The sequence below is a fragment of the Ancylobacter mangrovi genome, assembly GCF_024752335.1.
Lineage (GTDB): Bacteria > Pseudomonadota > Alphaproteobacteria > Rhizobiales > Xanthobacteraceae > Ancylobacter > Ancylobacter mangrovi.
In genome coordinates, this window is record NZ_JANTHY010000001.1 from 302493 (window position 1) to 326764 (window position 24272).

General features: G+C 70.2%; 27 protein-coding genes and 1 tRNA gene. 13 read left to right on the top strand and 15 right to left on the bottom strand.

What is annotated here, in order from left to right:
* Positions 1-185: 185 nt before the first annotated feature.
* Positions 186-1382 carry a CoA:oxalate CoA-transferase gene (gene yfdE, locus NVS83_RS01310; protein WP_258737708.1) on the bottom strand — a complete coding sequence of 399 codons (1197 nt, stop codon included), beginning with the start codon at positions 1380-1382 and terminating at the stop codon, positions 186-188.
* Between the two features lie 286 nt (positions 1383-1668).
* Here yfdE and NVS83_RS01315 point away from each other — a divergent pair, with 286 nt between their 5' ends.
* Together NVS83_RS01315 and NVS83_RS01320 are read left to right on the top strand one after the other, a co-directional pair.
* Positions 1669-3393: a DUF3141 domain-containing protein gene (locus NVS83_RS01315; RefSeq protein ID WP_258737709.1), complete on the top strand. Its 1725-nt coding sequence runs from the start codon at positions 1669-1671 to the stop codon at positions 3391-3393.
* Positions 3394-3561: 168 nt separating this feature from the next.
* Complete coding sequence (locus NVS83_RS01320) at positions 3562-4059, top strand: hypothetical protein (protein WP_258737710.1); 498 nt, start codon at positions 3562-3564, stop codon at positions 4057-4059.
* A gap of 28 nt (positions 4060-4087) precedes the next feature.
* Here the strand turns inward: NVS83_RS01320 and NVS83_RS01325 are convergent.
* Positions 4088-4164 (bottom strand) — tRNA-His (locus NVS83_RS01325).
* 307 nt (positions 4165-4471) lie between these two features.
* On the opposite strand from NVS83_RS01325, the gene NVS83_RS01330 reads away from it, so the two are divergent.
* Both NVS83_RS01330 and NVS83_RS01335 read left to right on the top strand, forming a co-directional pair.
* Positions 4472-4702, top strand: a complete 231-nt coding sequence (locus NVS83_RS01330) for a DUF4089 domain-containing protein (protein WP_258737711.1) — start codon at positions 4472-4474, stop codon at positions 4700-4702.
* Positions 4699-6135, top strand: a complete 1437-nt coding sequence (locus NVS83_RS01335) for an AtzE family amidohydrolase (RefSeq protein WP_258737712.1) — start codon at positions 4699-4701, stop codon at positions 6133-6135. The genes NVS83_RS01330 and NVS83_RS01335 overlap by 4 nt, the downstream gene beginning before the upstream one ends.
* Before the next feature lie 21 nt (positions 6136-6156).
* On the opposite strand, the gene dmeF is transcribed toward NVS83_RS01335, so the two are convergent.
* From dmeF to NVS83_RS01355, 4 genes are all read right to left on the bottom strand, one after another.
* Positions 6157-7254: a CDF family Co(II)/Ni(II) efflux transporter DmeF gene (dmeF, locus tag NVS83_RS01340; RefSeq protein ID WP_258737713.1), complete on the bottom strand. Its 1098-nt coding sequence runs from the start codon at positions 7252-7254 to the stop codon at positions 6157-6159.
* Positions 7255-7271: 17 nt separating this feature from the next.
* Positions 7272-7550, bottom strand: a complete 279-nt coding sequence (locus NVS83_RS01345; protein WP_258737714.1) for a metal/formaldehyde-sensitive transcriptional repressor — start codon at positions 7548-7550, stop codon at positions 7272-7274.
* A gap of 130 nt (positions 7551-7680) precedes the next feature.
* Entirely contained in the window at positions 7681-8550 is an 870-nt protein-coding gene (locus NVS83_RS01350) for a TIGR02186 family protein (protein WP_258737715.1), read from the bottom strand.
* Complete coding sequence (locus NVS83_RS01355) at positions 8547-9473, bottom strand: sulfite exporter TauE/SafE family protein (RefSeq protein ID WP_258731182.1); 927 nt, start codon at positions 9471-9473, stop codon at positions 8547-8549. Before NVS83_RS01355 ends, NVS83_RS01350 begins: the two co-directional genes overlap by 4 nt.
* A gap of 384 nt (positions 9474-9857) precedes the next feature.
* On the opposite strand from NVS83_RS01355, the gene NVS83_RS01360 reads away from it, so the two are divergent.
* Together NVS83_RS01360 and NVS83_RS01365 are read left to right on the top strand one after the other, a co-directional pair.
* A complete protein-coding gene (locus NVS83_RS01360; protein ID WP_258737716.1) occupies positions 9858-11150 on the top strand; it encodes a PQQ-dependent sugar dehydrogenase in 1293 nt (430 codons plus the stop codon).
* Positions 11151-11212: 62 nt separating this feature from the next.
* Positions 11213-11542, top strand: a complete 330-nt coding sequence (locus NVS83_RS01365) for a c-type cytochrome (RefSeq protein ID WP_258737717.1) — start codon at positions 11213-11215, stop codon at positions 11540-11542.
* On the opposite strand, the gene NVS83_RS01370 is transcribed toward NVS83_RS01365, so the two are convergent.
* The 3 genes from NVS83_RS01370 to meaB form a co-directional block, all read right to left on the bottom strand.
* Positions 11520-12209, bottom strand: coding sequence for a pyroglutamyl-peptidase I (locus NVS83_RS01370; RefSeq protein ID WP_258737718.1), 690 nt, complete (start codon positions 12207-12209; stop codon positions 11520-11522). The two genes, NVS83_RS01365 and NVS83_RS01370, sit on opposite strands and share 23 nt — an antisense overlap.
* Positions 12210-12211: 2 nt before the next feature.
* Positions 12212-12589, bottom strand: coding sequence for a response regulator (locus tag NVS83_RS01375; protein ID WP_258731178.1), 378 nt, complete (start codon positions 12587-12589; stop codon positions 12212-12214).
* A gap of 117 nt (positions 12590-12706) precedes the next feature.
* The gene (meaB, locus tag NVS83_RS01380) at positions 12707-13699 is read right to left on the bottom strand and encodes a methylmalonyl Co-A mutase-associated GTPase MeaB (protein WP_258737719.1); all 993 of its coding nucleotides are present in this window, start codon (positions 13697-13699) and stop codon (positions 12707-12709) included.
* A gap of 89 nt (positions 13700-13788) precedes the next feature.
* On the opposite strand from meaB, the gene NVS83_RS01385 reads away from it, so the two are divergent.
* Positions 13789-13992, top strand: a complete 204-nt coding sequence (locus tag NVS83_RS01385; RefSeq protein WP_258731176.1) for a CsbD family protein — start codon at positions 13789-13791, stop codon at positions 13990-13992.
* Between the two features lie 62 nt (positions 13993-14054).
* On the opposite strand, the gene NVS83_RS01390 is transcribed toward NVS83_RS01385, so the two are convergent.
* From NVS83_RS01390 to NVS83_RS01400, 3 genes are all read right to left on the bottom strand, one after another.
* A complete protein-coding gene (locus NVS83_RS01390; protein ID WP_258737720.1) occupies positions 14055-14915 on the bottom strand; it encodes a branched-chain amino acid aminotransferase in 861 nt (286 codons plus the stop codon).
* A 123-nt stretch (positions 14916-15038) separates the two neighbouring features.
* Positions 15039-16421 (bottom strand): M20/M25/M40 family metallo-hydrolase, encoded by a 1383-nt coding sequence (locus NVS83_RS01395; protein WP_258737721.1) that lies wholly within the window; start codon positions 16419-16421, stop codon positions 15039-15041.
* Positions 16422-16448: 27 nt separating this feature from the next.
* Entirely contained in the window at positions 16449-18143 is a 1695-nt protein-coding gene (locus NVS83_RS01400; protein ID WP_258737722.1) for a helicase HerA-like domain-containing protein, read from the bottom strand.
* A gap of 182 nt (positions 18144-18325) precedes the next feature.
* Here NVS83_RS01400 and folP point away from each other — a divergent pair, with 182 nt between their 5' ends.
* Positions 18326-19168 (top strand): dihydropteroate synthase, encoded by an 843-nt coding sequence (folP, locus tag NVS83_RS01405; RefSeq protein WP_258737723.1) that lies wholly within the window; start codon positions 18326-18328, stop codon positions 19166-19168.
* Positions 19158-19745 (top strand): 2-amino-4-hydroxy-6-hydroxymethyldihydropteridine diphosphokinase, encoded by a 588-nt coding sequence (folK, locus tag NVS83_RS01410; RefSeq protein ID WP_258737724.1) that lies wholly within the window; start codon positions 19158-19160, stop codon positions 19743-19745. Before folP ends, folK begins: the two co-directional genes overlap by 11 nt.
* Before the next feature lie 27 nt (positions 19746-19772).
* Here folK and NVS83_RS01415 read toward each other — a convergent pair whose 3' ends face one another.
* Positions 19773-20132, bottom strand: a complete 360-nt coding sequence (locus tag NVS83_RS01415) for a hypothetical protein (RefSeq protein WP_258731171.1) — start codon at positions 20130-20132, stop codon at positions 19773-19775.
* Positions 20133-20324: 192 nt separating this feature from the next.
* Between NVS83_RS01415 and NVS83_RS01420 the strand changes: the two genes are divergently transcribed.
* The 3 genes from NVS83_RS01420 (at position 20325) to NVS83_RS01430 (ending at position 22179) form a co-directional block, all read left to right on the top strand.
* Positions 20325-21314, top strand: coding sequence for a zinc transporter ZntB (locus NVS83_RS01420; RefSeq protein WP_258737725.1), 990 nt, complete (start codon positions 20325-20327; stop codon positions 21312-21314).
* Between the two features lie 81 nt (positions 21315-21395).
* Positions 21396-21782: a hypothetical protein gene (locus NVS83_RS01425; protein WP_258737726.1), complete on the top strand. Its 387-nt coding sequence runs from the start codon at positions 21396-21398 to the stop codon at positions 21780-21782.
* Positions 21783-21801: 19 nt separating this feature from the next.
* Positions 21802-22179 carry a YkvA family protein gene (locus NVS83_RS01430; protein ID WP_258737727.1) on the top strand — a complete coding sequence of 126 codons (378 nt, stop codon included), beginning with the start codon at positions 21802-21804 and terminating at the stop codon, positions 22177-22179.
* A 94-nt stretch (positions 22180-22273) separates the two neighbouring features.
* On the opposite strand, the gene NVS83_RS01435 is transcribed toward NVS83_RS01430, so the two are convergent.
* Entirely contained in the window at positions 22274-22870 is a 597-nt protein-coding gene (locus NVS83_RS01435) for a superoxide dismutase (RefSeq protein ID WP_258731167.1), read from the bottom strand.
* A 220-nt stretch (positions 22871-23090) separates the two neighbouring features.
* Positions 23091-23306 (bottom strand): hypothetical protein, encoded by a 216-nt coding sequence (locus NVS83_RS01440; RefSeq protein WP_258731166.1) that lies wholly within the window; start codon positions 23304-23306, stop codon positions 23091-23093.
* Between NVS83_RS01440 and NVS83_RS01445 the strand changes: the two genes are divergently transcribed.
* Positions 23277-24269 (top strand): hypothetical protein, encoded by a 993-nt coding sequence (locus NVS83_RS01445; RefSeq protein WP_258737728.1) that lies wholly within the window; start codon positions 23277-23279, stop codon positions 24267-24269. The two genes, NVS83_RS01440 and NVS83_RS01445, sit on opposite strands and share 30 nt — an antisense overlap.
* Positions 24270-24272: the final 3 nt, after the last annotated feature.

The window sequence follows — 24272 nt, forward strand, 5'->3', positions numbered from 1 at the left end:
CGGATGCCCCCGCTCGCCGGAAGAGAGGTGACGACGGAACAGGGCCCGTCGTCACCTGAAAAGTTGGAGGGGAGAGGACGACAGCTTGGCTGTCGACGACGAGGCTCGCATGGCGGAACGGGCGGGGCTTTCCGATCGGCACCACTGAGGGCGAAAACGCACGGCCGCGTCGGGAGGCGGGGACGTCAGGGCGTCTTTCCCCTGCCGGCGAATTCGCGCCGCAGGCGCGCGCCGTCGGCGTCGAGCCCGGGCGCGCCGGCCCGCACATGCGGATCGGGATAGCCCGCCATCTTGAACGGGGTGCCCGGCATGGTGATGCCGCCGGCCTCGACCAGCATGTTGCGGGCCGAGACCTGCGGTTGGGAGAGCGCCTGCGTGACGTCGAGCAGCGGGCCGACCGGCACCCCGGCGGCGTGGATCGCCTCCAGCCAGTGCTGCGCCGGCCGGCGCCCGAGCTCGGTCTCCAGCTCCGCCTTGAGGGCGTCGACATGGGCGACGCGGCTCGAATTGTCGCGAAAGCGCGGATCGGTCGAAAGCTCAGGGCGGCCGAGCACCGCGCACAGCGCGCCGAACAGGTGGTCGTTGCCGCAGCAGATGGCGATGTGCCCATCCGCGCAGGCATAGAGGTCGAACGGGGCGAGGAAGGGATGGCGGTTGCCGATCCGGCCCAGCGCATGGCCGGTGGCGGTGAACTCCATCGCCCCGTGCTCGAGGAAGGCGAGGGTGGCGTCGAACATCGACACGTCGACATGGGTGCCGCGCCCGGTCCTCTCACGGGCATAGAGGGCGGCGGCGATGCCGGCGAACATGTGCAGCCCGCCGAGCAGGTCCGAGAGCGAGGTGCCCACGCGCGTCGGCGGCCCGTCCGGAAAGCCGGTCATGCTCATCAGCCCGCTCATGGCCTGGATGATGGTGTCGTAGGCGGGCGCCGCCGCCAGCGGCCCGGTCTGGCCGAAGCCGGAGGAGGAGGCGTAGACGAGGCGGGGATTGATGCGGGCGAGGTCCTCATAGGCGAAGCCGAGCCGGGCCATGACGCCTGGGCGGAAATTCTCCGCCAGAACGTCGGCGCGGCACACCATGTCGAGGAATACGGCGCGGTCGGCCTCGGCCTTGAGGTCGAGCACGATGCTCTCCTTGCCGCGATTGACGAAGGCGAAATAGAGCGAGGTATCGCCGAGGAACGGGCCGTAGGTGCGGGTGTCGTCGCCCCCGCCGGGCGGCTCGATCTTGATGACGCGGGCGCCGAGGTCGGCCAGCATCATGGTGCCGAACGGCCCGTTGAGCACGTGGGTGAGGTCGAGCACCAGCAGCCCGGAGAGCGGGCCGGCCAGCGGGGCGGAATCGGCGCCGGTCTCTTCGGCGGTGCCTGCCCTCGTATCCACGTCCGTCCGCTCCGTCATGGCCCGTCCCTGTTCGCCTGCCGCTCGCCGTCCCGTCCGCGGCGCCGGGGCATGATGGCACTGCAGAACCTGCCGGTTCTACGGGATCACCCGACCTCCATCGGCCGGCGAATGCGATAGATGTGGATCGGGCCCGCCCGCCCGGGCCCATCCCGGAGACGCCGTCATCCCAAAGGCGGACGGCCGGACCGGCGGGCGAACGCAAAAGCGTCACGTCCCAGGCGCATCGAGGCGGGAGCGCCGCCGGGCGCGGCGAGGAGAACCGACTATGACCGGACCATCGGATGCCGTCTTCAACGCCTGGTCGGACTATGCGGTGGATGCCGGGCAGCGATGGGTGCTCTTCCTCGACACGCTGCGCCAGCGCGGCGACACGCAGATCCGCATGGCGGCCGAGCCGCGGGCGATGGTGCTGTGGTTCGACCATGAGGTGGTGATGAGCGGGCGCGGGCTGCCCCGGCCGATCAACTTCGCGCTCCACCGCATCCTGCCGCCGGCCAACATGCCGGCTGACCCGGCCAAGCGGCCGGTGATGGTGATCGACCCGCGCGCCGGGCAGGGGGCGGGCATCGGCGGCTTCAAGCAGGAAAGCGAGATCGGCGACGCGCTCGCCGCCGGACACCCGGTCTATTTCATCGGCTTCAGCGCCGAGCCCGAGCCGGGTCAGACCTTCCTCGACGTGATCGAGGGCGAGATCGCCTTCATGGAGCGCATCGCCGAGGAACACCCGGACGCACCCCGGCCGGCGGCGATCGGCAACTGCCAGGCCGGCTACCAGGTGCTGATGGCGGCGGCGCTGCGCCCGGACCTGTTCGGCCCCTGCCTGATCGTCGGCTCGCCCATGTCCTACTGGCAGGGCCGGCGCGGCGAGGCGGCGATGCGCTATCTCGGCGGGATGCTCGGCGGAAGCTGGCCCACCGCGCTGACCGGCGACCTCGGCAACGGCACCTTCGACGGCGCCTGGCTGGTGATGAATTTCGACCTGCTCGGCCCTGCCAACTACCTGTGGGACAAGCAGTACGACGTCTACGCCCATGTCGACGAGGGCGCCGAGCGCTACCTCGCCTTCGAGCGCTGGTGGGGCGATTTCGTGCTCTTCAACGCCGAGGAGATCCAGTACCTCGTCGACAACATGTTCGTCGGCGACCGGCTCGCCCGGGGCGCGCTGACCGCGCGCGACGGGACGAAGGTCGACCTGCGCGCGCTCAATTCGCCCACCGTGATCCTGACCTCGACCAGGGATCACATCTCCCCGCCGGCGCAGACGCTGGGCTGGATCCCCGACCTCTACCGCGACGTCGAGGAGATCCGCGCGGCGGGGCGCGTCATCGTCTACGCGGTCGAGGACCGGACCGGGCATCTGGGCCTGTTCGTCTCGGCCAGGGTGGCCGACCGCGAGGACGAGGAGTTCGTGCTCACCATGGACGCGATCAACGACCTTGCCCCCGGCCTCTACGAGATGGTGATCACGCCTGCCGTGCAGGATGGCATCGAGGGCGGGCCGCAATGGGCGGTGGCGTTCGAGCCCCGCACGGTGGACGACGTGCGCGCCTTCGGCCGCAACACGCCGGACGAGAACGCGGCCTTCGCGGCGGTGGACCGCATCTCGCAGATCAACCTCGCGCTCTACCGCGCCTTCGTGCAGCCGCTGGTGCGCGCGGGCGTCAATGAGGCGAGCGCGGAGGCGCTGCGCGCGCTCCACCCGCTGCGGCTGAGCTACACCCTGTTCTCTGGGCTCAACCCGTGGACCGCGATTCCCGCCGCGCTGGCGCCGGCGATCCGCGCCCATCGCCGGCCGGTCGCGGCCGACAACCCGTTCATGGAGGCGCAGGAATCGCTCTCGCGGACGATCTCGGCCTCGATCGACGCCTGGCGGGTGATGCGCGATCAGGCGACGGAGGACTGGTTCTTCGGCCTCTACGGCTCGGCGCCGATGCAGCTCTGGTTCGGCGAGGGCCGCAGGGCGCGCCGGCGTCGCCACGCCCCGGCCTAGCGTCTTCGGGCGCGGCGGGTTTCCGTTCGCGAAACCGATCGTCATTAGCCGTACCGGCTGGCCCCCGCGGGGAGGGTGTCGGCGCGCGGATACCTCGTCTAGTCTGCCGTGACGGAACGCTGCGGGTTCCCGCGAATGATTCCGCTGACGCGTGGTGGGGAGGATTCGATGAAGACCGCTGCTTTTGTGCTCGCGCTCGGCTTTGCCGGGGGAATCGCCGCCGCCAGGCCGGCGCTCGCCGCCGGGGCGGGATTCGAGTGCCCGACGCCCAGCGAGCCCGGCGCCAAGCCGACCATCGCCGATGTCCAGAAGCTGCTGCCCTCGGGCGATTCGATGGACGACCCGGCCAAGCTCAACGCCGCGATCGGCACGCTGCGCCAGGACGGGGCGAAGGCGCCCTACATCATCGACCACCTGATCGCCGCCTACTGCCCGACCGTGGCGCAGGACGGCGCGCTCGACGCGGAGGCCCGCACCGCCAAGATGCGCCGCTTCGCCGCGCAGATCACCTCGCTGGTCTATCAGCTCGGCGACACGACGCGGATCATCGTCAGCGTGCCGCTGCCGCCCGAGCTGCTGCAGTCGGCGCAGGCCGCGGCGGCCAAGGCAAAGGTGCCGCTCGACGCGTGGATCGCGCAGTCGATGACGTCGTCACTGTCGGAGTGAGGCGGGAAGGCGCGCGCGGCGCCGATTCTGGTACAGCTGGGTGGGCTCGAACCACCGACCTCCGGTTCCACAGACCGGCGCTCTAACCAACTGAGCTACAGCTGCGTGCCAGAACGGCGCGGAACCTACTTGCGCGGCATCCGCTTTGCAAGACCACCTGTGCAAGACCCCACGGCATGCGCGTCCGCGCGTGCGGGACGGCGCGCGGGAGGCGCCGCGCGCGACGCGAATTGCGCGTGGATCGGGCCGGCGGCGGTGGGTGTGCGGCCGGGAGCGGCGGACATGGGAAAGCCTGATGGCAGCGTGGAAGCCGAGGACATCGCGCCCTTTCTGCCTTGAGGCTGGAGCGGTCGCACGCTTAATGTATGCAATGACGCGTGAAGTGGCGCATAAACAGGCAGGAGCGGGTGCGATGGACGGACGGCAATCCGGGGGCGGGGGCGAGGCGGGCGCCTTTCTCGACACGGCGCTGGCGGTGATGGAGCTGCCGCTGGAGCCGGAGCTGCGCCCGCGCGTGGTCATGCATCTCGAGACCGCGCTCGCCATGGCGCGCCTCGTCAGCACCTTCCCGCTGCCGGATGAAGCCGAGCCGGCGCCGGTCTACCAGCCGGGCGACGCGGAAGCCGGGAGCGTCCGGCCATGAGCGCGCAAGCCGAAGCCGAGGCTGCCGCGCTCGATCCGCTGGCCGCCGAACTGCTCGCCGGCCCGGCGCTGGCGCTTGCCGCCGCCATCCGTGCCGGGAGGGTGAGCGCGCGGGCAGTGACCGAGGCGGCGCTGGCGCGCATCGCCGCTGTCGATCCGGTGCTCCACGCCTTCACCGACGTGACCGCCGCGCGCGCCCGCGCCGAGGCCGACGCGATCGACGCCGCCCGCGCGGCCGGCGCCACGCTCGGCCCGCTCGCCGGGGTGCCGTTCGCGGTGAAGAATCTGTTCGATATCGAGGGCCTGCCGACCCGTGCCGGCTCGCGCATCAACCGCGACCGCCCGCCGGCCGCGCGCGACGCGGCGCTGGTCGAGCGGCTGGGCGCGGCGGGCGCGGTGTGCCTCGGTGCGCTGAACATGGGCGAATATGCCTATGACTTCACCGGCGAGAACGTCCATGACGACCATTCGCGCAACCCCCACGACCCGGCCCGCATGGCGGGCGGCTCCTCGGGCGGCTCCGGCGCGGCGGTGGGCGGCAAGCTGGTGCCGCTCTCGCTCGGCTCCGACACCAATGGCTCGATCCGGGTGCCGTCCTCCTTCTGCGGCATTTTTGGGCTGAAGCCGACCTATGGCCGGCTGTCGCGCGCGCGCAGCTTCCCCTTCGTGGCGAGCCTCGACCATCTCGGCCCGTTCGCGCGCAACGTCGCCGACCTCGCGGCCACCTATGACGCGCTGACCGGCCCCGACCCGGACGATCCCGCGCTCGCGGACCGGCCGGCGGCGCCGACCCTGCCGGGTCTGGAGGCGGCGGGGGGGCTCAGGGTCGCGGTGCTGGGCGGCTGGTTCGCCCGCCAGGGCACGCCGCAGGCCTATGACGCGGTGGCGCGGGCGGCGGCGGCGCTGGGCGCGAGCCGGACGGTCGAGCTGCCGGAGGTGGAGCGCGCCCGCGCGGCGGCCTACATCATCACCATGGCCGAGGGCGCCTCGCTCCATCTCGACCGGCTGCGCGCCCGGCCGGGCGATTTCGACCCGGCGGTGCGCGAGCGGCTGCTGGCGGGGGCGGTGCTGCCGGGCGCGCTCATCGACAAGGCGCAGAAGTTCCGGCGCTGGTTTCACGACCGGGCGCTGGAGCTGTTCGCCGAGTGGGACGTGCTGATCGCCCCGGCGACCCCGGTGCCGGCGCCGCGCGGCGGGCAGACGACCTTCGTGCTGGACGGGCGGGAGATGCTGGTGCGCCCGAATATCGGCATCTACACCCAGCCGATCTCCTTCATCGGCCTGCCGGTGGTGGCCGCGCCCGTGCCGGGCGGCGAGCGGCTGCCGATCGCGGTGCAGCTCATCGCCGCGCCCTGGCGCGAGGACGCGGCGTTGAAAGCGGCGCGGGTGCTGGAAGCCGCCGGCGTCGCCTTCGCGCCGGAGCCGGCGGTGTAGGGCGCGCCGGCCCGGTCCCGCTCAGGCGGCGCGGGAGAGGGCGTTCACCTCGATGGTGACGTGCGACAGCCCCTCGATATGGGCGAGGCTGTCCTTGTAGGCGGCCGGCGCCTCCGGCTCGCTGGCCCGCAGCGCCACCACCGCGGCGTGGTGGCCCGGGCCGACCTGCCACACATGGAGGTCGGTGACCGTCACGCCCGGATGCTCCAGCGTGGAGCGGATGGCGCGGGTGAGGCCGCGCTGCGGGGCGGTGACGTCGAGCAGCACGCCGGAGGTGTCGCGCAGCAGGCCGAACGACCAGCGGGCGATCACCACCGCGCCGACCACGCCGATCACCGGATCGAGCCACACCAGCCCGTAAAGGCTGCCGCCGAGCAGGGCGAGGATCGCGAACACCGAGGTCAGCGCGTCGGTCATTACATGCAGGTAGGCGGCGCGCAGATTGTTGTCGCGCGTCGATTCCTTCTGCTCCGCCCGGGCGCTGCGCGAGGCGTGGGGGTGAGGATGGTCGTGGCCGTGTTCGTGGCCGTGATCGTCCTCGTGGTCATGCTCGTCGTGCGCGTGCGCATGGTCATCGCTGTGCGAATGGCCGTGCCCGTGCCCATGTCCATGGCCATGACTGTGCCCGTGCAGATGGTCGTGGTCGTCGCGCAGCAGCCAGGCGCAGACGAGGTTCACCGCGAGGCCGAACACGGCGACGGCGATCGCCTCGTTGAAGTCGATCGCGATCGGGTGGCCGAGGCGCAGCGCGCTCTCCCAGCCGATCAGCAGGGCGACGAGGCCGAGCACGATGGCGCTGGCGAAGGCGGCGAGGTCGCCGACCTTGCCGGTGCCGAAGCTGAAGCGCGGGTCGTCGGCGTGGCGCGCCGCGTAGCGATAGGCGAACGCGGTGATGAGCATGGCGGCGGCATGGGTCGACATGTGCCAGCCGTCGGCAAGCAGCGCCATGGAGCCGAACAGCGAGCCGGCGGCGATCTCGATCACCATCACGCTGGCGGTGATGGCGATGACGATCCACGTGCGGCGCTCGTGGCGGCCGTGGCGCTCGCCGAGGAAATTGTGCGCGTGCACGTCCGACAGCGTGCCGGCGGCGAGGGCGGAGGCGGTTCTCTCATGCATGGCGGAGCTCCGGCGGTTCACTTGAGATAGGTGCGGATGACGTCGAGGAGCTCGCCGGCTCCCCGCGCGCGGGCCGGGTCGGTTTCGGTGGCCGGGTCGACCACGTGGTGGCGCATGTGGTCCTCGATCAGCTCGACGGTGAGGCCGTTCACCGCGCCGCGCACGGAGGCGACCAGTTGCAGCACGTCGGTGCAGCCGAGCTCGGCCTCCAGCGCGCGCTCCACCGCCTCGACCTGCCCGCGTATGCGGCGCACCCGCGCCAGAAGGCGGGACTTTTCCTTGATGGTATGGGACATCGGACACTCGAATATAGGGTACCCCCCTATACTATCTATGTCGGAGCGAAAGTCATCCCCTTTCGTAAGCTCGTCGCGCGAAAGCGGCGGGCGGGTTGCTGCGGAGGGGACGGAGACGGGTGGCGCGGGGTCAGTCGCGGCGGAAGACGAGATTGGCGATGAAGCCCACGGCGAGGGCGCCGAGCGCGGTCGCGAGCCCGTAGAGCCAGGCGTGCTGCTGTGCAGCGGTGGCGACCGCCTGCTCGAAATCGATCTTCGCCACCTCGAAGCTCACCGAGCGGTCGATCAGCAGCGCGCGGTCGGCAAACACCTTCACGTCGACCGTGTAGGTGCCGATAGGCGCGATGCCGGGGATCGGGATCGCCGCCTGGAACACGCGCGGGGCGATGAACTCGACCGCGTCGGTACGCTCGACATAGAGCCCCTGAGACTGCTTCACCCGCAGGAAGGCCTGCCGGAACGGGTCGTCCGGCACCACGTCGGCATAGTCGGCGCCGACGCGCTGCAGCAGCCGGTTCTGGGCAAGGCCGGCCTGCTCGCGCCGCAGCAGGCCGAGATCGGCCATCGTCGCCGGCGGGCGGTTGCTGAGCACGGCGAGATAGGAGGGCGCGGCGAGGAAGGAGCGGCTGTCGACGTTCACCCACATGCCGAGCCGGCGCTCCTTGCGCCAGGTGACGAAGCTCTCGTTCGGACCGCGCACCGTGGCGACGACGTCATACGTTTGCGTAGCCCCGTCGCCCGCGGTCGGCTCGATCACGCCGAACAGCACCACGCTGTCGCCGGAGAAGCTGGAGGCGATGGTGACGCGTGCCTTGGAGAGGGAAAGCACCAGATGGCCGGCGCTCGTCGTCGCCGGCGCCTCGGGCGTCGTCTCCGCCTGCTGCGCGCGCGCCGGCGGGGCGGCGAGGAGGAGCGCGGCGAGGGCGGCGAGGAGCGCGAGAGGCGGCGAGCGGCGCCGGGGGCCGGGTGGTGAGTGGCGGCGCGGCGCGGGGCGGGTCATCGCGCGCTCTCGTCGATGGTGACGGCGTAGAGCTCGGCGGGGCGGGCGATCTGGTCGTAGGCGACGCGCAGGCCGACCGCCAGCACCAGCAGGCCGAGCAGGAAGCGCAGGTTCTCCGCCTTCATCGACTGGCCGGCGCGGGCGCCGAACTGGGCGCCGATGGTGCCGCCGACCATCAGCACCAGCCCCAGTACCGCGTCGACGGTCTGGTTGAAGATCGAGTGCAGGACGATGGCCGAGACCATGGTGACGAGGGTCAGCAGCAGCGAGGTGGCGACCGAGGTGATGGTGGGCACCCGCAGCAGGTAGATCAGCGCCGGGACCAGCAGGAAGCCGCCGCCCACGCCCATGAGCGAGCCGAGGAAGCCGATCGAGAAGCCGATGGTCACCACCGGGATGATCGAGACGTAGATGCGCGACTGGCGGAAGCGCATCTTGAACGGCATGCGCAGGAACCAGGGATGCGCGCCGGGCCGCCGCAGCGGCGCCTTCACCCCGCGCCACTGGCGCAGCAGCGCCCGCACGCTTTCGACGATCATCAGCGTGCCGACCGTGCCCAGCAGCGCGACATAGGCGACGGCGATGACGAGGTCGAGCTGTCCGAAGCGGCGCAGCACGTGGAAGGCGAGCACGCCCGCGAGCGTTCCCACCATGCCGCCCGAGAGCAGCACCAGCCCGAGCTGCACGTCCACCAGTTTGCGCCGCATGTAGTTCAGCGTGCCGGAGAAGGAGGAGGCGGCCATGTGGGTCGATACGCTCGCCACCGCCACCGGCGGGGGGACGCCGAGGAAGATGAGCAGCGGCGTCATCAGGAACCCGCCGCCGACCCCGAACATGCCGGACACGAACCCTACCGCGATCCCCATGGCGAGGAGGGTGAAGATGTTCACGGGCAGTTCGGCGATCGGCAGGTAGATGGTCACGGACGGATCCGGTGCACGGGACGATCGGGGCGGCGAAACTCCTCTCCGGCTTAGCAGGATTCCGCTAACAGGGAATGAGCGGCTGACGCAGGCGTGAAGCCCGGCGGGCGCGGAGCACGCCCGCGCGCGAGGCCGCCGGGCGCGCGGGGCGGCTTCATCGGCTCCGCTGGGCTCTGGCATGGAATATGCCCGTATCGAAGAATAGTTCCGGTATCGATGTAGTATTATTATGTTACGTCCCGATTTTCTGTCCGCCCAGTTGCGATAATTCTGAAGAATAGTGCTGAAAGGTCATGGTTTCTGCCTTAACGTGAGGTGTCTCCATGCTAGCGTGCCGGCGCTAACGGACCCGTTCGAGGCCCGATTTCGTCTAGGAGGAACCCCATGGCTATTTTTCGGCGCGGCCAGCGGCCCGCTGCGCTGCTGGCATCGACGATGCTCGCCAGCGCTCTTCTGATCTCGGCGTCGCCTGCCTCGGCGCAGGCGCAGTCCGACAATCTCGGAAAGCTGCACAACTTCCAGACCACCGGCGCGTCCATGGAGATGGAGACCGTGCCGCAGACCGGCGCGCGGGCGGAGGCGTTCAACAAGACGCTGTCCGGCATCAAGCTGCCGGACGGCTTCAAGATCGCGCTCTACGCCATCGTGCCGGATGCGCGCGAGATGGCGGTCGGGCCGACCACCGGAGTGGTGTTCGTCGGCACCCGCAAGTCCAAGGTCTGGGCGGTGACCGACCGCGACAAGGACCGGGTGGCGGACGAGGTGAAGGTGTTCGCGCCTTCCGTGGAGTTCAAGCTGCCGAACGGCGTGTGCTTCACCAAGGACGGCTTCCTCTACGTCGCCGAGCAGAACCGGGTGCTGCTGTTCCCCGCCGCCGAGTTCTTCTACGAGGGTCCCGACGTCGCCGCCGAGCCGGTGGTGAAGCAGGGCGACCTCATCCCCGCGAGCGAGGAATCCTTCAACCACACCGCGCGCGTGTGCCGCATCGGGCCGGACAACCGGCTCTACATAACGATCGGCCAGCCCTTCAACGTGTTCCCGCAGGAGAAATTCGACCTCTACAAGAAGCATGGCATCGGCGGCATCGTCGCCATGGACCGCGACGGCAAGAACCGCGAGGTCTATGCGTGGGGCATCCGCAACTCGGTCGGCATGGACTTCAACCCCGCCGACAAGACGCTGTGGTTCACCGACAACCAGGTCGACGGCATGGGTGACGACATCCCGCCCGGCGAACTGAACCGCGCCACCGGGCCGGGCCTGAATTTCGGCTTCCCCTATTATGGCGGCGGCTCGGTGCGCACCACCGAGTACAAGGACCAGACCCCGCCGGCCGACGCGGTGATGCCGCAGGTCGAGATGACCGCGCACGCGGCCGATCTCGGCATGGTGTTCTACACCGGCAAGCAGTTCCCGGAGAAATACCGCGGCGGCATCTTCTCGGTGCAGCACGGCTCGTGGAACCGCACCACGCCGGTGGGCGCGCGGGTGATGTTCACCCCGGTCAACGAGGACGGCTCGGCCGGCGAGACCATGCCCTTCGCCGAAGGCTGGCTGACCGACAATGGCGAGTATCTCGGCCGCCCGGCCTCGGTGACGCAGCTCAATGACGGCTCGCTGCTGGTCTCCGACGACACGTCCGGCGCGATCTACCGCATCTCCTACGAGGGCAATTGAGCGCTCTTTCCCGCGGCCGGGCGTCCGGCCGCGGGTTCTCCTTTCGAACGCCGGGATTTGCGATGAAATGGACCGACTGCGTGCCGCTCCTCGCGGCATCGATGATGATGTGCGCCCCCGCCATGGCCGGAGACGCCAAGCTCGGCAAGGCCAAGGCCTCGGCGCAGTGCGCCGTGTGCCACGGGCCGACCGGCATCTCCCAGCTTCCCGAGGCGCCGAACCTCGCCGGTCAGGTGGAGATATATCTCGTCAAGGCGCTCAACGACTTCCGCTCGGGCGCGCGCAGCAACGAGATGATGACGATCGTCAGCAAGGGGCTTTCCGACGCCGACGTCGCCAATCTGGCGGCGTGGTACGCCTCGGTCGAGGTCAGCGTCCAGGCGCCGCAGTGAGCCGGCCGGCGCGGTGCTGGGCGAGGAGCGCGACCAGCACCGCCTCGAGCCCCGTCTCGATACGCGACGCCGACAGGCGCCCCGGGCGCGGGCGCGGAATGTGGACGAACACGGCGATCCGCCCCGTGCGCCGCGCCCAGCCATAGGCGGTGTAGGCGAGCGCGTTGCAGACATAGCGGCCGGCGTCGCGCGAGCCGCTCGCCGGCACCCCCGACTGCCGCAGAGCGTGGAGGAGCGGCGCGCCTGCCGCGGCGCAACCGATCACGTCGGGCGCCGCCCCGCCCGCCGCCAGCCGGCGCGCGGCCGGGCGGCGGCGTCCCGCGTCCGGGAACAGGCCGGTGGCGCAGCGGCCCAGCGTCTCGATAGAGACGCGCGAGCGCCGGCCGGCGAGGCCGACCATCAGCACGATATCCGGGTCGAGCCGGTCGAGCGTCTGAGCGAAGCGGGCGGCCTCGTCCCAGAGCGTCGGCAGCACCAGCGTCTCGGCCCGGGCGGCGCCGAGCCGGCGGCTTCGCGCCAGCGCGCGGGCGAGCGGGCCGGAGGGGTTGGCGGGAGCGCCGGGGAAGCGGCCGAATCCGGTGATGAGGATGCGCGGCGCATGGCCGGCCGCACCGGGCGCCGGCGCGCGGACATCGTCCGCCGGAAGGGATGCCGCATGGGCGGGCATGGTCAGGGCTTGAGCAGCGCCTGCGCGAGCGCGCCCCGCAACTCGGAGAGCTGGAACGGCTTGGAGAGCATGGGGCGGTCGCGCCATTCCTCGACGATGTCGCCGTCCTGGTAGCCGGTGGAGAAGACGAACGGAATCCCGAGCCCGGTCACCGCATTGGCGACCGCATATCCGCGCGTGCCGCCGAGATTGAGATCGAGCACGACGATATCGATCTCGCTGTGGCGGGCGGCGATGAAATCGAGCGCCTCGCCGACGCGTCCCTCGGAGCCGATCACCGTCGCACCGAGCTCTTCGACCATGGCTTCCATCATCATAGCGACGAGCGACTCGTCCTCGACGATGAATACCCGACGGCCGGAAAGCTCATGATTCGACATTTGTGCTGCGCCGCCCCCAACGGCTCGCGGTCCGCCATATCGGCGTGAACCCGTCTCGCCTCCTCAATGCCGTCGCTTGCTCATCAGTGTTTCCCCTCATTTCGGCTTTTTTGGGGGTCACAGCCCGAGCCGCACGGCAATTTTCGAGGCGCCGAGCGTCGGCGCCAGCGTGCCCTCGGCGACCGCGCGCTCGATCGCCGGCACATCGGCGCGCAGGCTCGCATCGCCGCGGATGCGATCGCGCAGGCGGTCGTCGAACAGCGTCCACATCCACTTCACCTGCTGGGCGCTGCGCTTGGCGGCGAAGGCGCCGGCCGCGCGCCCTCGCTCGCCATGGAGCAGCACCTGCGCCCACAGCTCGCCGATGCCCGCGCCGGTGAGGCCGGAATAGGTCAGCACCGGGGTCGACCAGTGCGGCTCGCGCGCGCCGAGGACGTGGAGCGCGGCACGGTATTCGGCTGCCGCCGCCTTGGCACGCGGGAGGTTGGCGCCGTCCGCCTTGTTGATGGCGACGATGTCGGCGATCTCGATGATGCCCTTCTTGATGCCCTGCAACTCGTCGCCCGCCCCGGGCAGCATGAGCACCAGGAAGGTGTCGGTCATGTCGGCGACCGCGGTCTCCGACTGGCCGACGCCGACGGTCTCGACCAGCACCACGTCATAGCCCGCAGCCTCGCACAGCAGCAGCGTCTCGCGGGTGCGCGCGGCGACGCCGCCGAGCGTGCCGGCGGCCGGCGAGGGGCGCACGAAGGCGCGCCTATCCATCGACAGGCGGGCCATGCGGGTCTTGTCGCCGAGGATCGAACCGCCGGTGCGGCTGGAGGAGGGGTCCACCGCCAGCACCGCCACCCGGTGGCCCTGTTCGAGCAGATAGGTACCCAGCGCGTCGATGGTGGTCGACTTGCCGACCCCGGGCACGCCGGTGATGCCCACACGCGCGCCCTTGCCGGTGTCGGGCAGGATTTCCTGCAGCAGTTGCTCGGCGATCGCGCGGTGCGCGGGCTTGCGCGATTCGATCAGCGTGATCGCCCGGGCGAGCGTCGCGCGGTGCCCGGAGCGCACGCCGCGGGCAAGCTCGTCGGCCGGGGGAAGGGGAGGAGCGTGGATCAAAACCGTGGCCTGCGCGTTATCAGGGCGATGCTAGCAGCGACCACTCCGCCTGACGAGGCGGGGTATTTTGTTCACACGGGAGAACCCCCATGAACTGGGATCGCATTGAAGGCAATTGGAAGCAGGTCAAGGGTCAGCTGCGCCAGCAGTGGGGCAAGCTGACCGATGACGACCTCGACCGCATGCACGGCAAGCGTGAGGAACTCGAAGGCGTGCTCCAGGAGCGCTATGGCCTCGCCAAGGATGAGGCCAACCGGCAGATCGACGCGTGGAGCAACCGCTTCAAGATGTGAGCGGTCGCCCGCCCGCGACAAGCGGAGCCCCCGCCGGCCGGCGGGGGCGTTTTTTTGCGCGCTCAGCCGTGGGCGTAGTCCCAGTAGAGCTCGCGCGCCTTGCGGTAGACCGGGCCCGGCTGAAGGTCGCGGTCCTCGATCCGGGTGATCGGCGCGACCTTGGAATAGTTGCCGGTGGTGAAGAGTTCGTCCGCGGCGCGGAAATCCTCCCAGCGCAGCGAGCCCTCGACCACCTCGATGCCTGCCTGGCGCATCAGCGCGATGGTGCGGGTACGGGTGATGCCGGCGAGGAAGGTGCCGTTCGCCGCCGGGGTGAAGGCGACGCCGTCCTTCACCATGAAGACATTGGCGGTGGCGAGCTCGGCGACGTTGCCCAGCATGTCGCACAGCGCGGCATTGTCGAAGCCGCGCTTGTGGCATTCGACCAGCGCGCGGGCGTTGTTCGGGTAGAGCGCGCCGGCCTTGGCGTCGGTGACCGCGCATTCGATGGTCGGCCGCCGGAACGGCGAGAGTGTGATCGAGGTGCCGTGCGAGGGCTCAGGCATCTTGGCCTCGTAGAGGCTGAGGCACCAGCGGGTCGATTCGGCATCGGCGTCGACCGTGCGCGCGCCGGGATATTCGGCCCAGTACATCGGCCGGATGTAGAGCGCGGCATCGGCCGGGAAGTGCTTCAGCCCCTCCGCCGTCATCGCCATCCAGTCCGCGACCGACACCATCGGCTTCAGCCCCATGGCGAGCGCCGAGCGGTTGACCCGCTCGCAATGCAGGTCGAGGTCCGGGGTCACGCCCTCGAAGGCGCGGGCACCGTCGAACACCGAGGTGCCGAGCCAGGCGGCATGGGTGCGCACGCCCATGATCGGCACGTTGCCCTCGTGCCAGGCGCCGTCGAGATAGGTCCAGGTGCGGGACCAGCTATGGGTCATCGAAGATTCCTTTCCTGCACCCGCCGTTCCGGGCCGTCGCGCCCCTTGTCGGCCCGCGCGCCGGCCGCGGCAACCCGATTAACGTCGAATGCCGCAGCGTGAGAGGGCCGGCGCGCCTCCCGCCTAGCCGGCCAGCGCCGCGAGGATGCGCACCCAGCTTCGGATGCCCTTGTGGAACGAGGCGAGGTCGTATTTCTCGTTCGGCGAATGGATGCGGTCGTCGTCGAGCGAGAAGCCGACCAGCAGCGTGTCCTGCCCCAGCAGCTTCTTGAACTGGCCAACCACCGGGATCGACCCGCCCTCGCCGATGGTGACCGGCGGCTTGCCCCATTCGGCGGCCAGCGCCTGCGCGGCCCGGGCGAGGTCCGGATTGTCGTGGGCGACGGCGACCGCGGCCGAGCCCTCGCCGCCGAGGAACTCCACCGAGCAGTCGGCGGGAAGGCGCGAGCGCACGAAGGCGCGCACCGCGTCGCGCACCTGCACCTGGTCCTGGTTCGCGACGAGCCGGCAGGAGATCTTGGCGGTGGCGATGGCGGGGATGACGGTCTTCGAGCCCTCGCCGATATAGCCGCCCCACATGCCGTTGACCTCGAAGGTCGGGCGCGAGGAGATCATCTCCACCAGCGAGCGGTCCTTCTCGCCGATCGGCTCGGAAAGCCCGATCGGGCCGAGGAAGTTCTCCGGCGTCAGGTCGAGGTCGGCCCAGCTCGCCTTCATGTAGTCGGGCGGTTCGATCACGCCGTCATAGAAGCCGGGGATGGCGATGCGCCCGTCCGGCCCGTGCACCTCGGCGATGATCTTGGAGAGCACGTGCAGCGGGTTGGCCGCCGCGCCGCCGTAATAGCCCGAATGCAGGTCGCGATCGGCGCAACGCACCACGATCTCGTCATGCATCAGCCCGCGCAGCGAGAGGATGATGGCCGGGGTCTCGGGGTCCCACATGCCGGTGTCGCAGACGAGCGCGAGGTCGGCCTTCAGCGCGTCCCTATGCGCGGCGATGAAGGGGGCGATGTTGGCCGAGCCGCTCTCCTCCTCGCCCTCGACCATCACCGTCACGTCGACCGGCAGCTTGCCGGTGACCTTGACGAAGGCGCGGCACGCCTCGACGAAGGTCATGACTTGGCCTTTGTCGTCGGCCGAGCCGCGGGCGACGATCTGCTTCACCCCCTCCGCGCTGGTGGCGATGCGCGGCTCGAAGGGCGGGCTGTTCCACAGGTCGAGCGGGTCGACCGGCTGCACGTCGTAATGGCCGTAGAACATCACCCGCCGCGCGGCGCCGGTGTTCGAGCGGCCGGTGACGATGGGGTGGCCGGGCGTGTCGTTGAGCTTCGCCTCGAAGCCGAGCCCGGCGAGGTCGTCCGCCAGCCACTGGCCGGCGCGCCGGCACTCGGCCGCATAGGCGCTGTCGGTGGAGATGGAGGGGATGCGCAGCAGCGCGAACAGGCGTTCCAGGCTGGCATCGAGATCGGCGTCGACGGCGGCGAGGACGCGGTCGAGATCGGACATGGCGCTATCAACTCACGTGGGGAAGGTTCATTTCCGGCGCTTGGCGGACCCGCCGCCGGCGAAATCGTCGAAGATCTGGGCGAAGTCGTCCGAGGACGAGGCGCCCGCGCCCGAGCGGGAGCTCTTCGCGCGGGCCGGGGTCGGGGAAACGGCGCGGGTGGAGCGGGCGCGCCCGCCCAGCACGTTGCGCAGGATGGCCTTGGTCGCCTGGTTGACGACCTCGCGCGTGACCTGTCGGGCGACCTGCTCGCCGATGCTCATGCGCCCGCGCGAGGGCGTGCCGAACAGCCCGCCCAGCACGCCGTCGAGCCAGCCGCCGCCGGACGCGGCGCCGGCCTCGGTGGGTTTGGGCTCGGTCGGCTTGGGCGAGGCGGGATTGGGCGAGGCGGGCGTCTCGGGCGCCTCGGCCGGCGCGGTCTCGTCGGCGCGCTTCGCCAGCATCTCATAGGCGGATTCGCGGTCGACCGGCGTGTCGTAGAGCTTGCCGACCGGGCTGTTGCGCATGTTCACCTTTCGCATCTCCGGGTCGATCGGTCCGACCCGGGCGGTCGGCGGGCAGATGGCGGTGCGCTCGACCATGGCGGGGGTGCCGTTGCCCTCGAGCATCGAGACCAGCGCCATGCCCTTGCCGAGCTCGGTGATGACCTGCGCGGTGTCGAGCTTCGGGTTGGGCCGGAAGGTCTCGGCGGCGGCATTCACCGCCTTCTGGTCGCGCGGGGTGAAGGCGCGCAGCGCGTGCTGCACCCGGTTGCCGAGCTGGGCGAGCACGCTCTCGGGCACGTCGAGCGGGTTCTGGGTGACGAAATAGACGCCGACCCCCTTGGAGCGGATGAGGCGGACCACCTGCTCGATCTTCTGCAGCAGCGCCTTGGGCGCCTCGTCGAACAGCAGGTGCGCCTCGTCGAAGAAGAACACCACCTTCGGCTTGTCGGGATCGCCGACCTCGGGCAGCTCCTCGAACAGCTCCGACAGCAGCCACAGCAGGAAGGTCGCGTAGAGCTGGGGCGAGCCCATCAGCTTGTCGGCGGCGAGCAGCGAGATGGTACCGTAGCCGGTGCGCGGGTCGACCCGCATCAGGTCGGAGATCTTCAGCGCCGGCTCGCCGAAGAACTTGTCCGCGCCCTGGTTCTCCAGCACCAGCAGCGCGCGCTGGATCGCGCCGACGGTGGCGGGGGAGACGTTGCCGTAGGTGGTGGTGAGCTGCGCGGCATTCTCCGCCGCGAAGGCCAGCATGGCGCGCAGGTCCTTGAGGTCGAGCAGCAGCAGGCCGCGCTCGTCGGCGATGCGGAAGACGACGTTGAGCACGCCCTCCTGCACGTCGTTGAGGTTCAGCAGCCGCGCCAGCAGCAGCGGGCCCATCTCCGAGACGGTGGCGCGCACCGGGTGGCCCTGCTCGCCGAAAAGGTCCCAGAAGATCACCGGGAACTCGTCCGGCACGTAGTCGGCGCCGATCTCGGCGAAGCGCTTGACGATCCAGTCCTGCCCCTCGCCGGGCATGGCGACGCCGGACAGGTCGCCCTTGATGTCGGCGGCGAAGACCGGCACCCCGGCACGCGAGAAGCCCTCGGCGATGGTCTGCAGCGTGACCGTCTTGCCGGTGCCGGTGGCGCCGGTGGCGAGGCCGTGGCGATTGGCGAGCTTGAGGGTGAGGTATTCGGGCTTGCCGCCATCCTCGCCCGTGCTTTTGCCGACGAAGATCTTTCCCTCGACCTCTACGGACATGGCCGCCTCCCTGGGAGCGAACGCTGGGCTACCTTTAGAGCGCAGCGGAGGGGCCTTCGGCAAGGGGCGTAGTGCGGGGCCTGGTGCAAGCGGGAACGGTGACGTCGCGTGACATCAGGGTACTTGCCTTCCGGCTGGCAGCGCGCGATGTGAAGCACAAAGCTGGAAACGCCGGAAACGCCATGGCTTCACTGACGCCGCCGACCCAACGCCTGTTCGACGCGCGCGGACGCCGGCTCGACTATGCCGGCCGCACGCTGGTGATGGGCATCCTCAACGTCACGCCCGATTCCTTCTCCGACGGCGGACGCAGCGCGCGGCTCGACGACGCGGTGGCCAATGCCGAGCGCATGGTGGCGGAGGGCGCGGACATCATCGACGTCGGCGGGGAATCGACCCGGCCCGGCCACACGCCGGTGCCGGCCGAGGAGGAGATGGCGCGCGTGCTGCCGGTGCTCGACGCGCTGGCCCACCTGCCGGTGCCGATCTCGATCGACACCCAGAAGGCGAAGGTGGCCGAGGCGGCGCTGGCGCATGGCGCTGCGATCGTGAACGACATATGGGGCCTGATGGGCGACCCCGACATGGCCCGCGTCACCGCCGCCCATGAGGCGGGGCTGGTCGCCATGCACAACCGGGCGAGCGTCGACGGCTCGGTCGACATCGTCGCCGACATGCTGGCCTTCTTCGACCAGACGCTGGAGCGGGCGGCGCGCGCGGGCATCCGGCCCGAGCGCATCAGCCTCGACCCGGGGATCGGCTTCGGCAAGACCTTCGAGCAGAACCTGAAGGCGCTGGCCTCGCTGTCCGAGATCGGCCGGCTCGGCTTCCCGATCCTGCTCGGCACCTCGCGCAAGTCGCTGATCGGCAAGGTGATCGACGCGGCGCCGGCCGAGCGGCTACCGGGCACGATCGCCTCCAACGTGATCGGCATCATGGCCGGCTGCGCCATCATCCGCGTGCATGACGTGGCTGCCCATGTGCAGGCCGCCCGGGTGACGGAGGCGATCCTCCGTGCCGCCTGACGAAACGGCGAACAACCCGCCGGCCGGCCGGTCGACGCCCGAATTCTTCATTCGCCGCCCGCGCAAGGTGGAAAAGCGGGTGGCCTATCTGTGCCTCGGTTCCAATCTGGGCGACCGCGCCGGCACCATGGCGCGGGCAGTGGGGCTGATCGCGCGCACCGGGCTGAAGATCATCGCCCGCTCCTCGCTCTACGAGACGCCGCCCTGGGGGCCGGTGCCGCAGGGGCCGTACCTGAACATGGTGGTGGCGGTGGAGACCGAGCTTTCCGCGCGCGAGCTGCTCAACATGCTGCTCGGCGTCGAGCATGCCTTCGGGCGCGACCGCACCCGCGAGGTGCGCTTCGGCCCGCGCACCATCGACATCGACATCCTGCTGTTCGGCGACGAGACGATCGCCGAGCCGGACCTCGAGATTCCGCATCCGCGGATGATGGAGCGCGCCTTCGCGCTGATCCCGCTGAACGAGATCGCCCCCAACCTTTCGGTCGGGGGCGTACCGGTGCGGGTCGCGCTGGATGGGCTGGACCGCACCGGTATCGTCAAGATCGAGCCCTCGCCAGCGGACGGGGAGGGCTAGCCGGCCGCGCCGCGCGGGCGCGCGCCGTCAGCGGCAGATGCGCACGTCGCGCGCATAGGGCCGGCCCCAGCGGTTGTAGTAGGTCTCGGTGCGGGTCCAGCAGTGCGGGCGGCGATAGTAGCCCGAGCGGTGGTAGTAGCCGGGCCCGGGGGCGGGCACGTAGCGCGGGCCATAGGCCGGCGGGGGCGGCGGGCCGTAATTGTTGGCGGCCGAGGCGGCGAGGCCGCCCACGACGAGCCCGCCGACGATGCCCGCCGCGATGGCGGCGCCGGTGTTGTTGCCGGCCTGCGAGGGGGTGGGCAGGGCGGTGGCGAAGGTGGCGCCCGCGAGAGCGAGCGCGGCGAACCTGGCAATGTTGGCCTTGGTGATCGAGCGAAGGTTGATCATGGCGTCCTCATCTGGTCTCAGCACTCACGGGGGGCCGTGTGGCCGTCGATGGAGACACGCTAGAGCCCGATCGCCGAACCGGGACTGAACCGGCTGTTGCATTAGGTTCATCAAGCTGAACGCATTCCATGGGGAGCGTTCATCGACCATTCATCGCCGCCGGGCGGCGCGCATGCACGGGGGAGCCTGATCTTGCCTGACTACGACAGTGAGGGGCTGGTCACCGCCTGGATCATGGACGGCGCCGGCGGGGCGAAGCGGATCGGCTGGAGCGAGATCCGTCGTGGCCCGGAGCCGGGCGCCGGGTTCCAGTGGATCCACCTGCAGCAGCTCGACCGCGGCCATGCGCGGACCTGGCTCGGCGACGAGAGCGGCATCGAGCCCTCCATCGCCGATTCTCTGGTGGCGGAGGAGACGCGTCCGCGCTGCTCGCTCTACGAGCACGGTGCCTTCCTCAACCTGCGCGGCATCAACCTGAAGCCTTATTCGCTGCCCGACGAGATGCACTCGATCCGCTTCTGGGTGGAGCCGAACCGCGTGGTCTCGGTGCGCCGCGAGCCGCTCTCGGCGGTCGGCGACTTCGAGGACGCTCTGGCGCGCGGGCGGGCGCCGCGCACGCCGGGCGAGTTCGTCGCCGACCTGTCGATGCGCCTCGTCGACCGCATGGACACGGTGATCACGGCGCTGGCCGAGGAGGCGGACGAGCTCGAGGAGCTGGTGCTCAACGCGACCCTGTCCAATCTGAGCGCCAAGGTCTCGGAGGTGCGGCGCGTCGCCATCCTGCTGCGCCGCTACATCGCCCCGCAGCGCGAGGCGCTGAACCATTTCTCGCTGGAGGACGCCGAATGGCTCTCCCAGCGCGACCGCAACCGGCTGCGCGAGGCCGCCGACCGGGTGACGCGCTTCGCCGAGGAGCTCGATTCGGTGCGCGACCGCGCGGCCGTGATCTACGACCAGATGGTGGAGCGCCGCGCCGAGCAGATGAACCGCTCCATGCTGATCCTGGCGGTGGTGACGGTGGTGTTCGCGCCGCTGACGCTGGCGACCGGCCTGATGGGCATGAATGTCGGCGGCATTCCCGGCAGCGACGACCCTTCCGGCTTCTGGACCGTGACCCTGCTGGCGACGGCCGCCGGCCTCGCCATGGCGGCGGTGCTGTTCCGCTGGGCGCGCTGGATCTGAGGCCGGCGGCCCCGGCCCGGTGGAGCGCGGCGCCGCACGGGCGTAGAATGGCGTAACGGAAGGAATGCGCGGGAGGAGGCCATGCACGCGCCGACATTGCCACACTCCAGGCCGCGGGCCGCGGGACGTGCGCTCGCGGGATTTGCCCTGCTCGGGTTTGCCCTGCTGGGCTCCGCGGGCGAGGCGCGGGCCTACCAGTTCACCGGCGCCTTTCCCGGCGGCGACTGCACGGCGATGGCGCGGACCATTCCGCCCTCGAAGCTCTGGTACGGCCATTTCACCGGCCAGCGCGAATGGGGCGTCTATCTCGACCGGCTGCAGACGCGCACCGTCTCCGGCTGCTTCCGCACCAAGGCGCAATGCGAGAACTGGCTCTACCAGTGGCGCTCGACCTACCAGTACAATTTCTGGAACGATTACTGCGTGATCAGCAACCAGCCGCGCCCGCGGCGCCCCTATGCCGGCTGAGGCCGCGCCGGGGTCGGCCATGCTGGCACGGGCGAAAATATGGGCGCGGGCGATCAGGCAGGACGTGCTGGCGCTGTGGATCGCCGCGCGCGACCCCCGGACGCCCTGGTACGCCAAGGCCGCCGCGGCGGCGGTCGCGGCCTATGCGCTCAGCCCGATCGACCTCATTCCCGATTTCATCCCGGTGCTGGGCTATCTCGACGACCTGGTCATCGTGCCGCTCGGCATCGTGCTCGTCGTCCGGCTCATTCCCGGCCCGCTGATGGCCGAGTACCGGGCCGAGGCGGCCGGGCGGAGCCGGCCCTCGAGCATGGCCGGCATGGTCGCGATCGGGCTGATATGGGTCGCGGCCGCCGTGCTGCTGCTGTGGTGGCTGTGGCCGGGTGCGGTCTCCTGAGCGCGCGAAACACGCCACCCACATGAAAAGCCGCCCGTGCCGGTGGGCACGGACGGCTTGAATGCGCATCGCGTCGCGCCGGAGCGCGGCGTGATCAGACGGCCTTGGAATAGAGCTCGGCCACGTAGTCCCAGTTCACCAGGCTCTCGACGAACGCCTTGAGGTAATCGGGGCGACGGTTGCGATAGTCGATGTAGTAGGAGTGCTCCCACACGTCGCAGCCCAGGATCGGGGTCGCGCCGTGGACCAGCGGGTTCTCGCCGTTGGCGGTCTTCATGACGACGATCTTGCCGTCCTTGACCGCGAGCCAGTTCCAGCCGGAGCCGAACTGGGTGACGCCGGCCTGGATGAAGTCCTCCTTCATCTTTTCGACCGAACCGAGATCCTCGACGATCTTCTTCTCGAGTTCACCCGGAATGGCGCCGCCGCCGTTCGGCTTCATCCATTTCCAGAAGTGAATGTGGTTGAAGTGCTGGCCCGCATTGTTGAACAGGCCGGCGTTCTTGCCGAAGGAGCCCTTGACGATCTCCTCCAGCGTCTTGCCCTCGAACTCGGTGCCCTTCAGCAGGTTGTTGCCGTTGGTGACATACGCCTGATGATGCTTGTCGTGGTGATATTCGAGCGTCTCGCTCGACATGTAGGGGGCGAGCGCATCGTAGGAATAGGGAAGCTCGGGAAGCGTGAAGGACATTGAAGCTGTCTCCGCAGAATGGAATTCGACCGCACCGCTATACGGCGCTCTCGCGCGGGTGCCGGAACACCGCGAAAGCTCGGCGATGCCTTAGATAGGGCGGTACGCCACGGCGGACAACCAAAAGCATCGCGCGCGTCGCAATTCTTCCCGGCCGGCCGCCGGGCCGCGCACAGTCCTGCGGCGTAACGCTTTCGCAATAGCAGCACTGGACGTAATGTCAGATAGAAGAGGGATCGATGGCGAATCGGTCCGGTGGAGTTTCTTTATGGGTGCAATTCTCATCGGGATCGGCATTGCGGTTGCCGTCCTTGGTATCCTGCTCGGTGCAATTGGCTTCGGGTCGTTCGAGACAACTTCCGGTGCGACGATGGTAACCGCCGGAAGCCTCGGCTTCGTCGGCGGAATGCTGCTCTTCGCGCTCGGCTTCATCCATCGGGCACTGGTGGACATTGCCCACAAGCTCGACGGCGCCGTGCATTTCGAGCCCGAGGAGGAGGAGATGCACCACGGCGCGGCGGCGGGAGCCGTCCTCGCCGGGGAGAGCGAGGCGCTGCCGATCGAGCCCGACCATTTCATGCCGGAGATCGTGCTGCCCGCCGAGCCGGAACCCGCCGCCGCCCCGCCGCCCCCTGGGCCCGCGCCCGAGGCGAAGCCGGCGGAGGAGAAAGGGGGCCTGCCGACCTGGTTCCGCCGCAAGCGCGAGCCCGAGGTCCACGAAGCGCCCGAGCCGGCGCCCGCCCCCGAGCCGGCGGCGCTGCCGGAGCCGCGCGTGCAGGAGCCGCGTGTGCCCGAGCCGCGGGCACAGGAGCCGCGCCCGTTCGAATCGCGTCCGTTCGAGCCCCGTCCTTCGGAATCCCGTGCTGCCGAGCCGCGGCTCGGCTCGCTGCGCCCGGAACCGGCCCGCCGCGAGCCGCCGCCCTTCCTGCGCGAGGGCCGCGAGCGTCTGTTGGGGACAGGTGGTGCGGACACGAGCGCTCCGGCTCCGACGCCCGCGGGCGAGGAGTTCACGCCGCGATTCGGCGAGCCGCGCACGCCCGCCTCCCCGCCGGTGGTGCCCCCGCCCGCGCCTTCCGCGCCCCATCCCTCGGCCCCGATGAGTGAGCCGCGCCCGCCGCGCGTGCGCGACGAGACGATTCCCGATCCCGGCGCGCCGCCGGCCTTCCTGCGTGAATCCGATCTGCTGGGCGGGCCGGAGGAGATGCCCGAGGAGGCGCCGCCCGAGCCGTCCGTCACCGTGCTCAAGGCCGGCACGATCGGCGGCATGGCCTACAAGCTCTATTCGGACGGCTCGATCGAGGCCGACCTGCCGGACGGGACGCTGCGCTTCGCCTCGCTGCAGGATCTGCGCGACCATGTGTCGGGCGGCGGCGCGCCGCGCCCCGGCGGCGAGGGCTGAGGC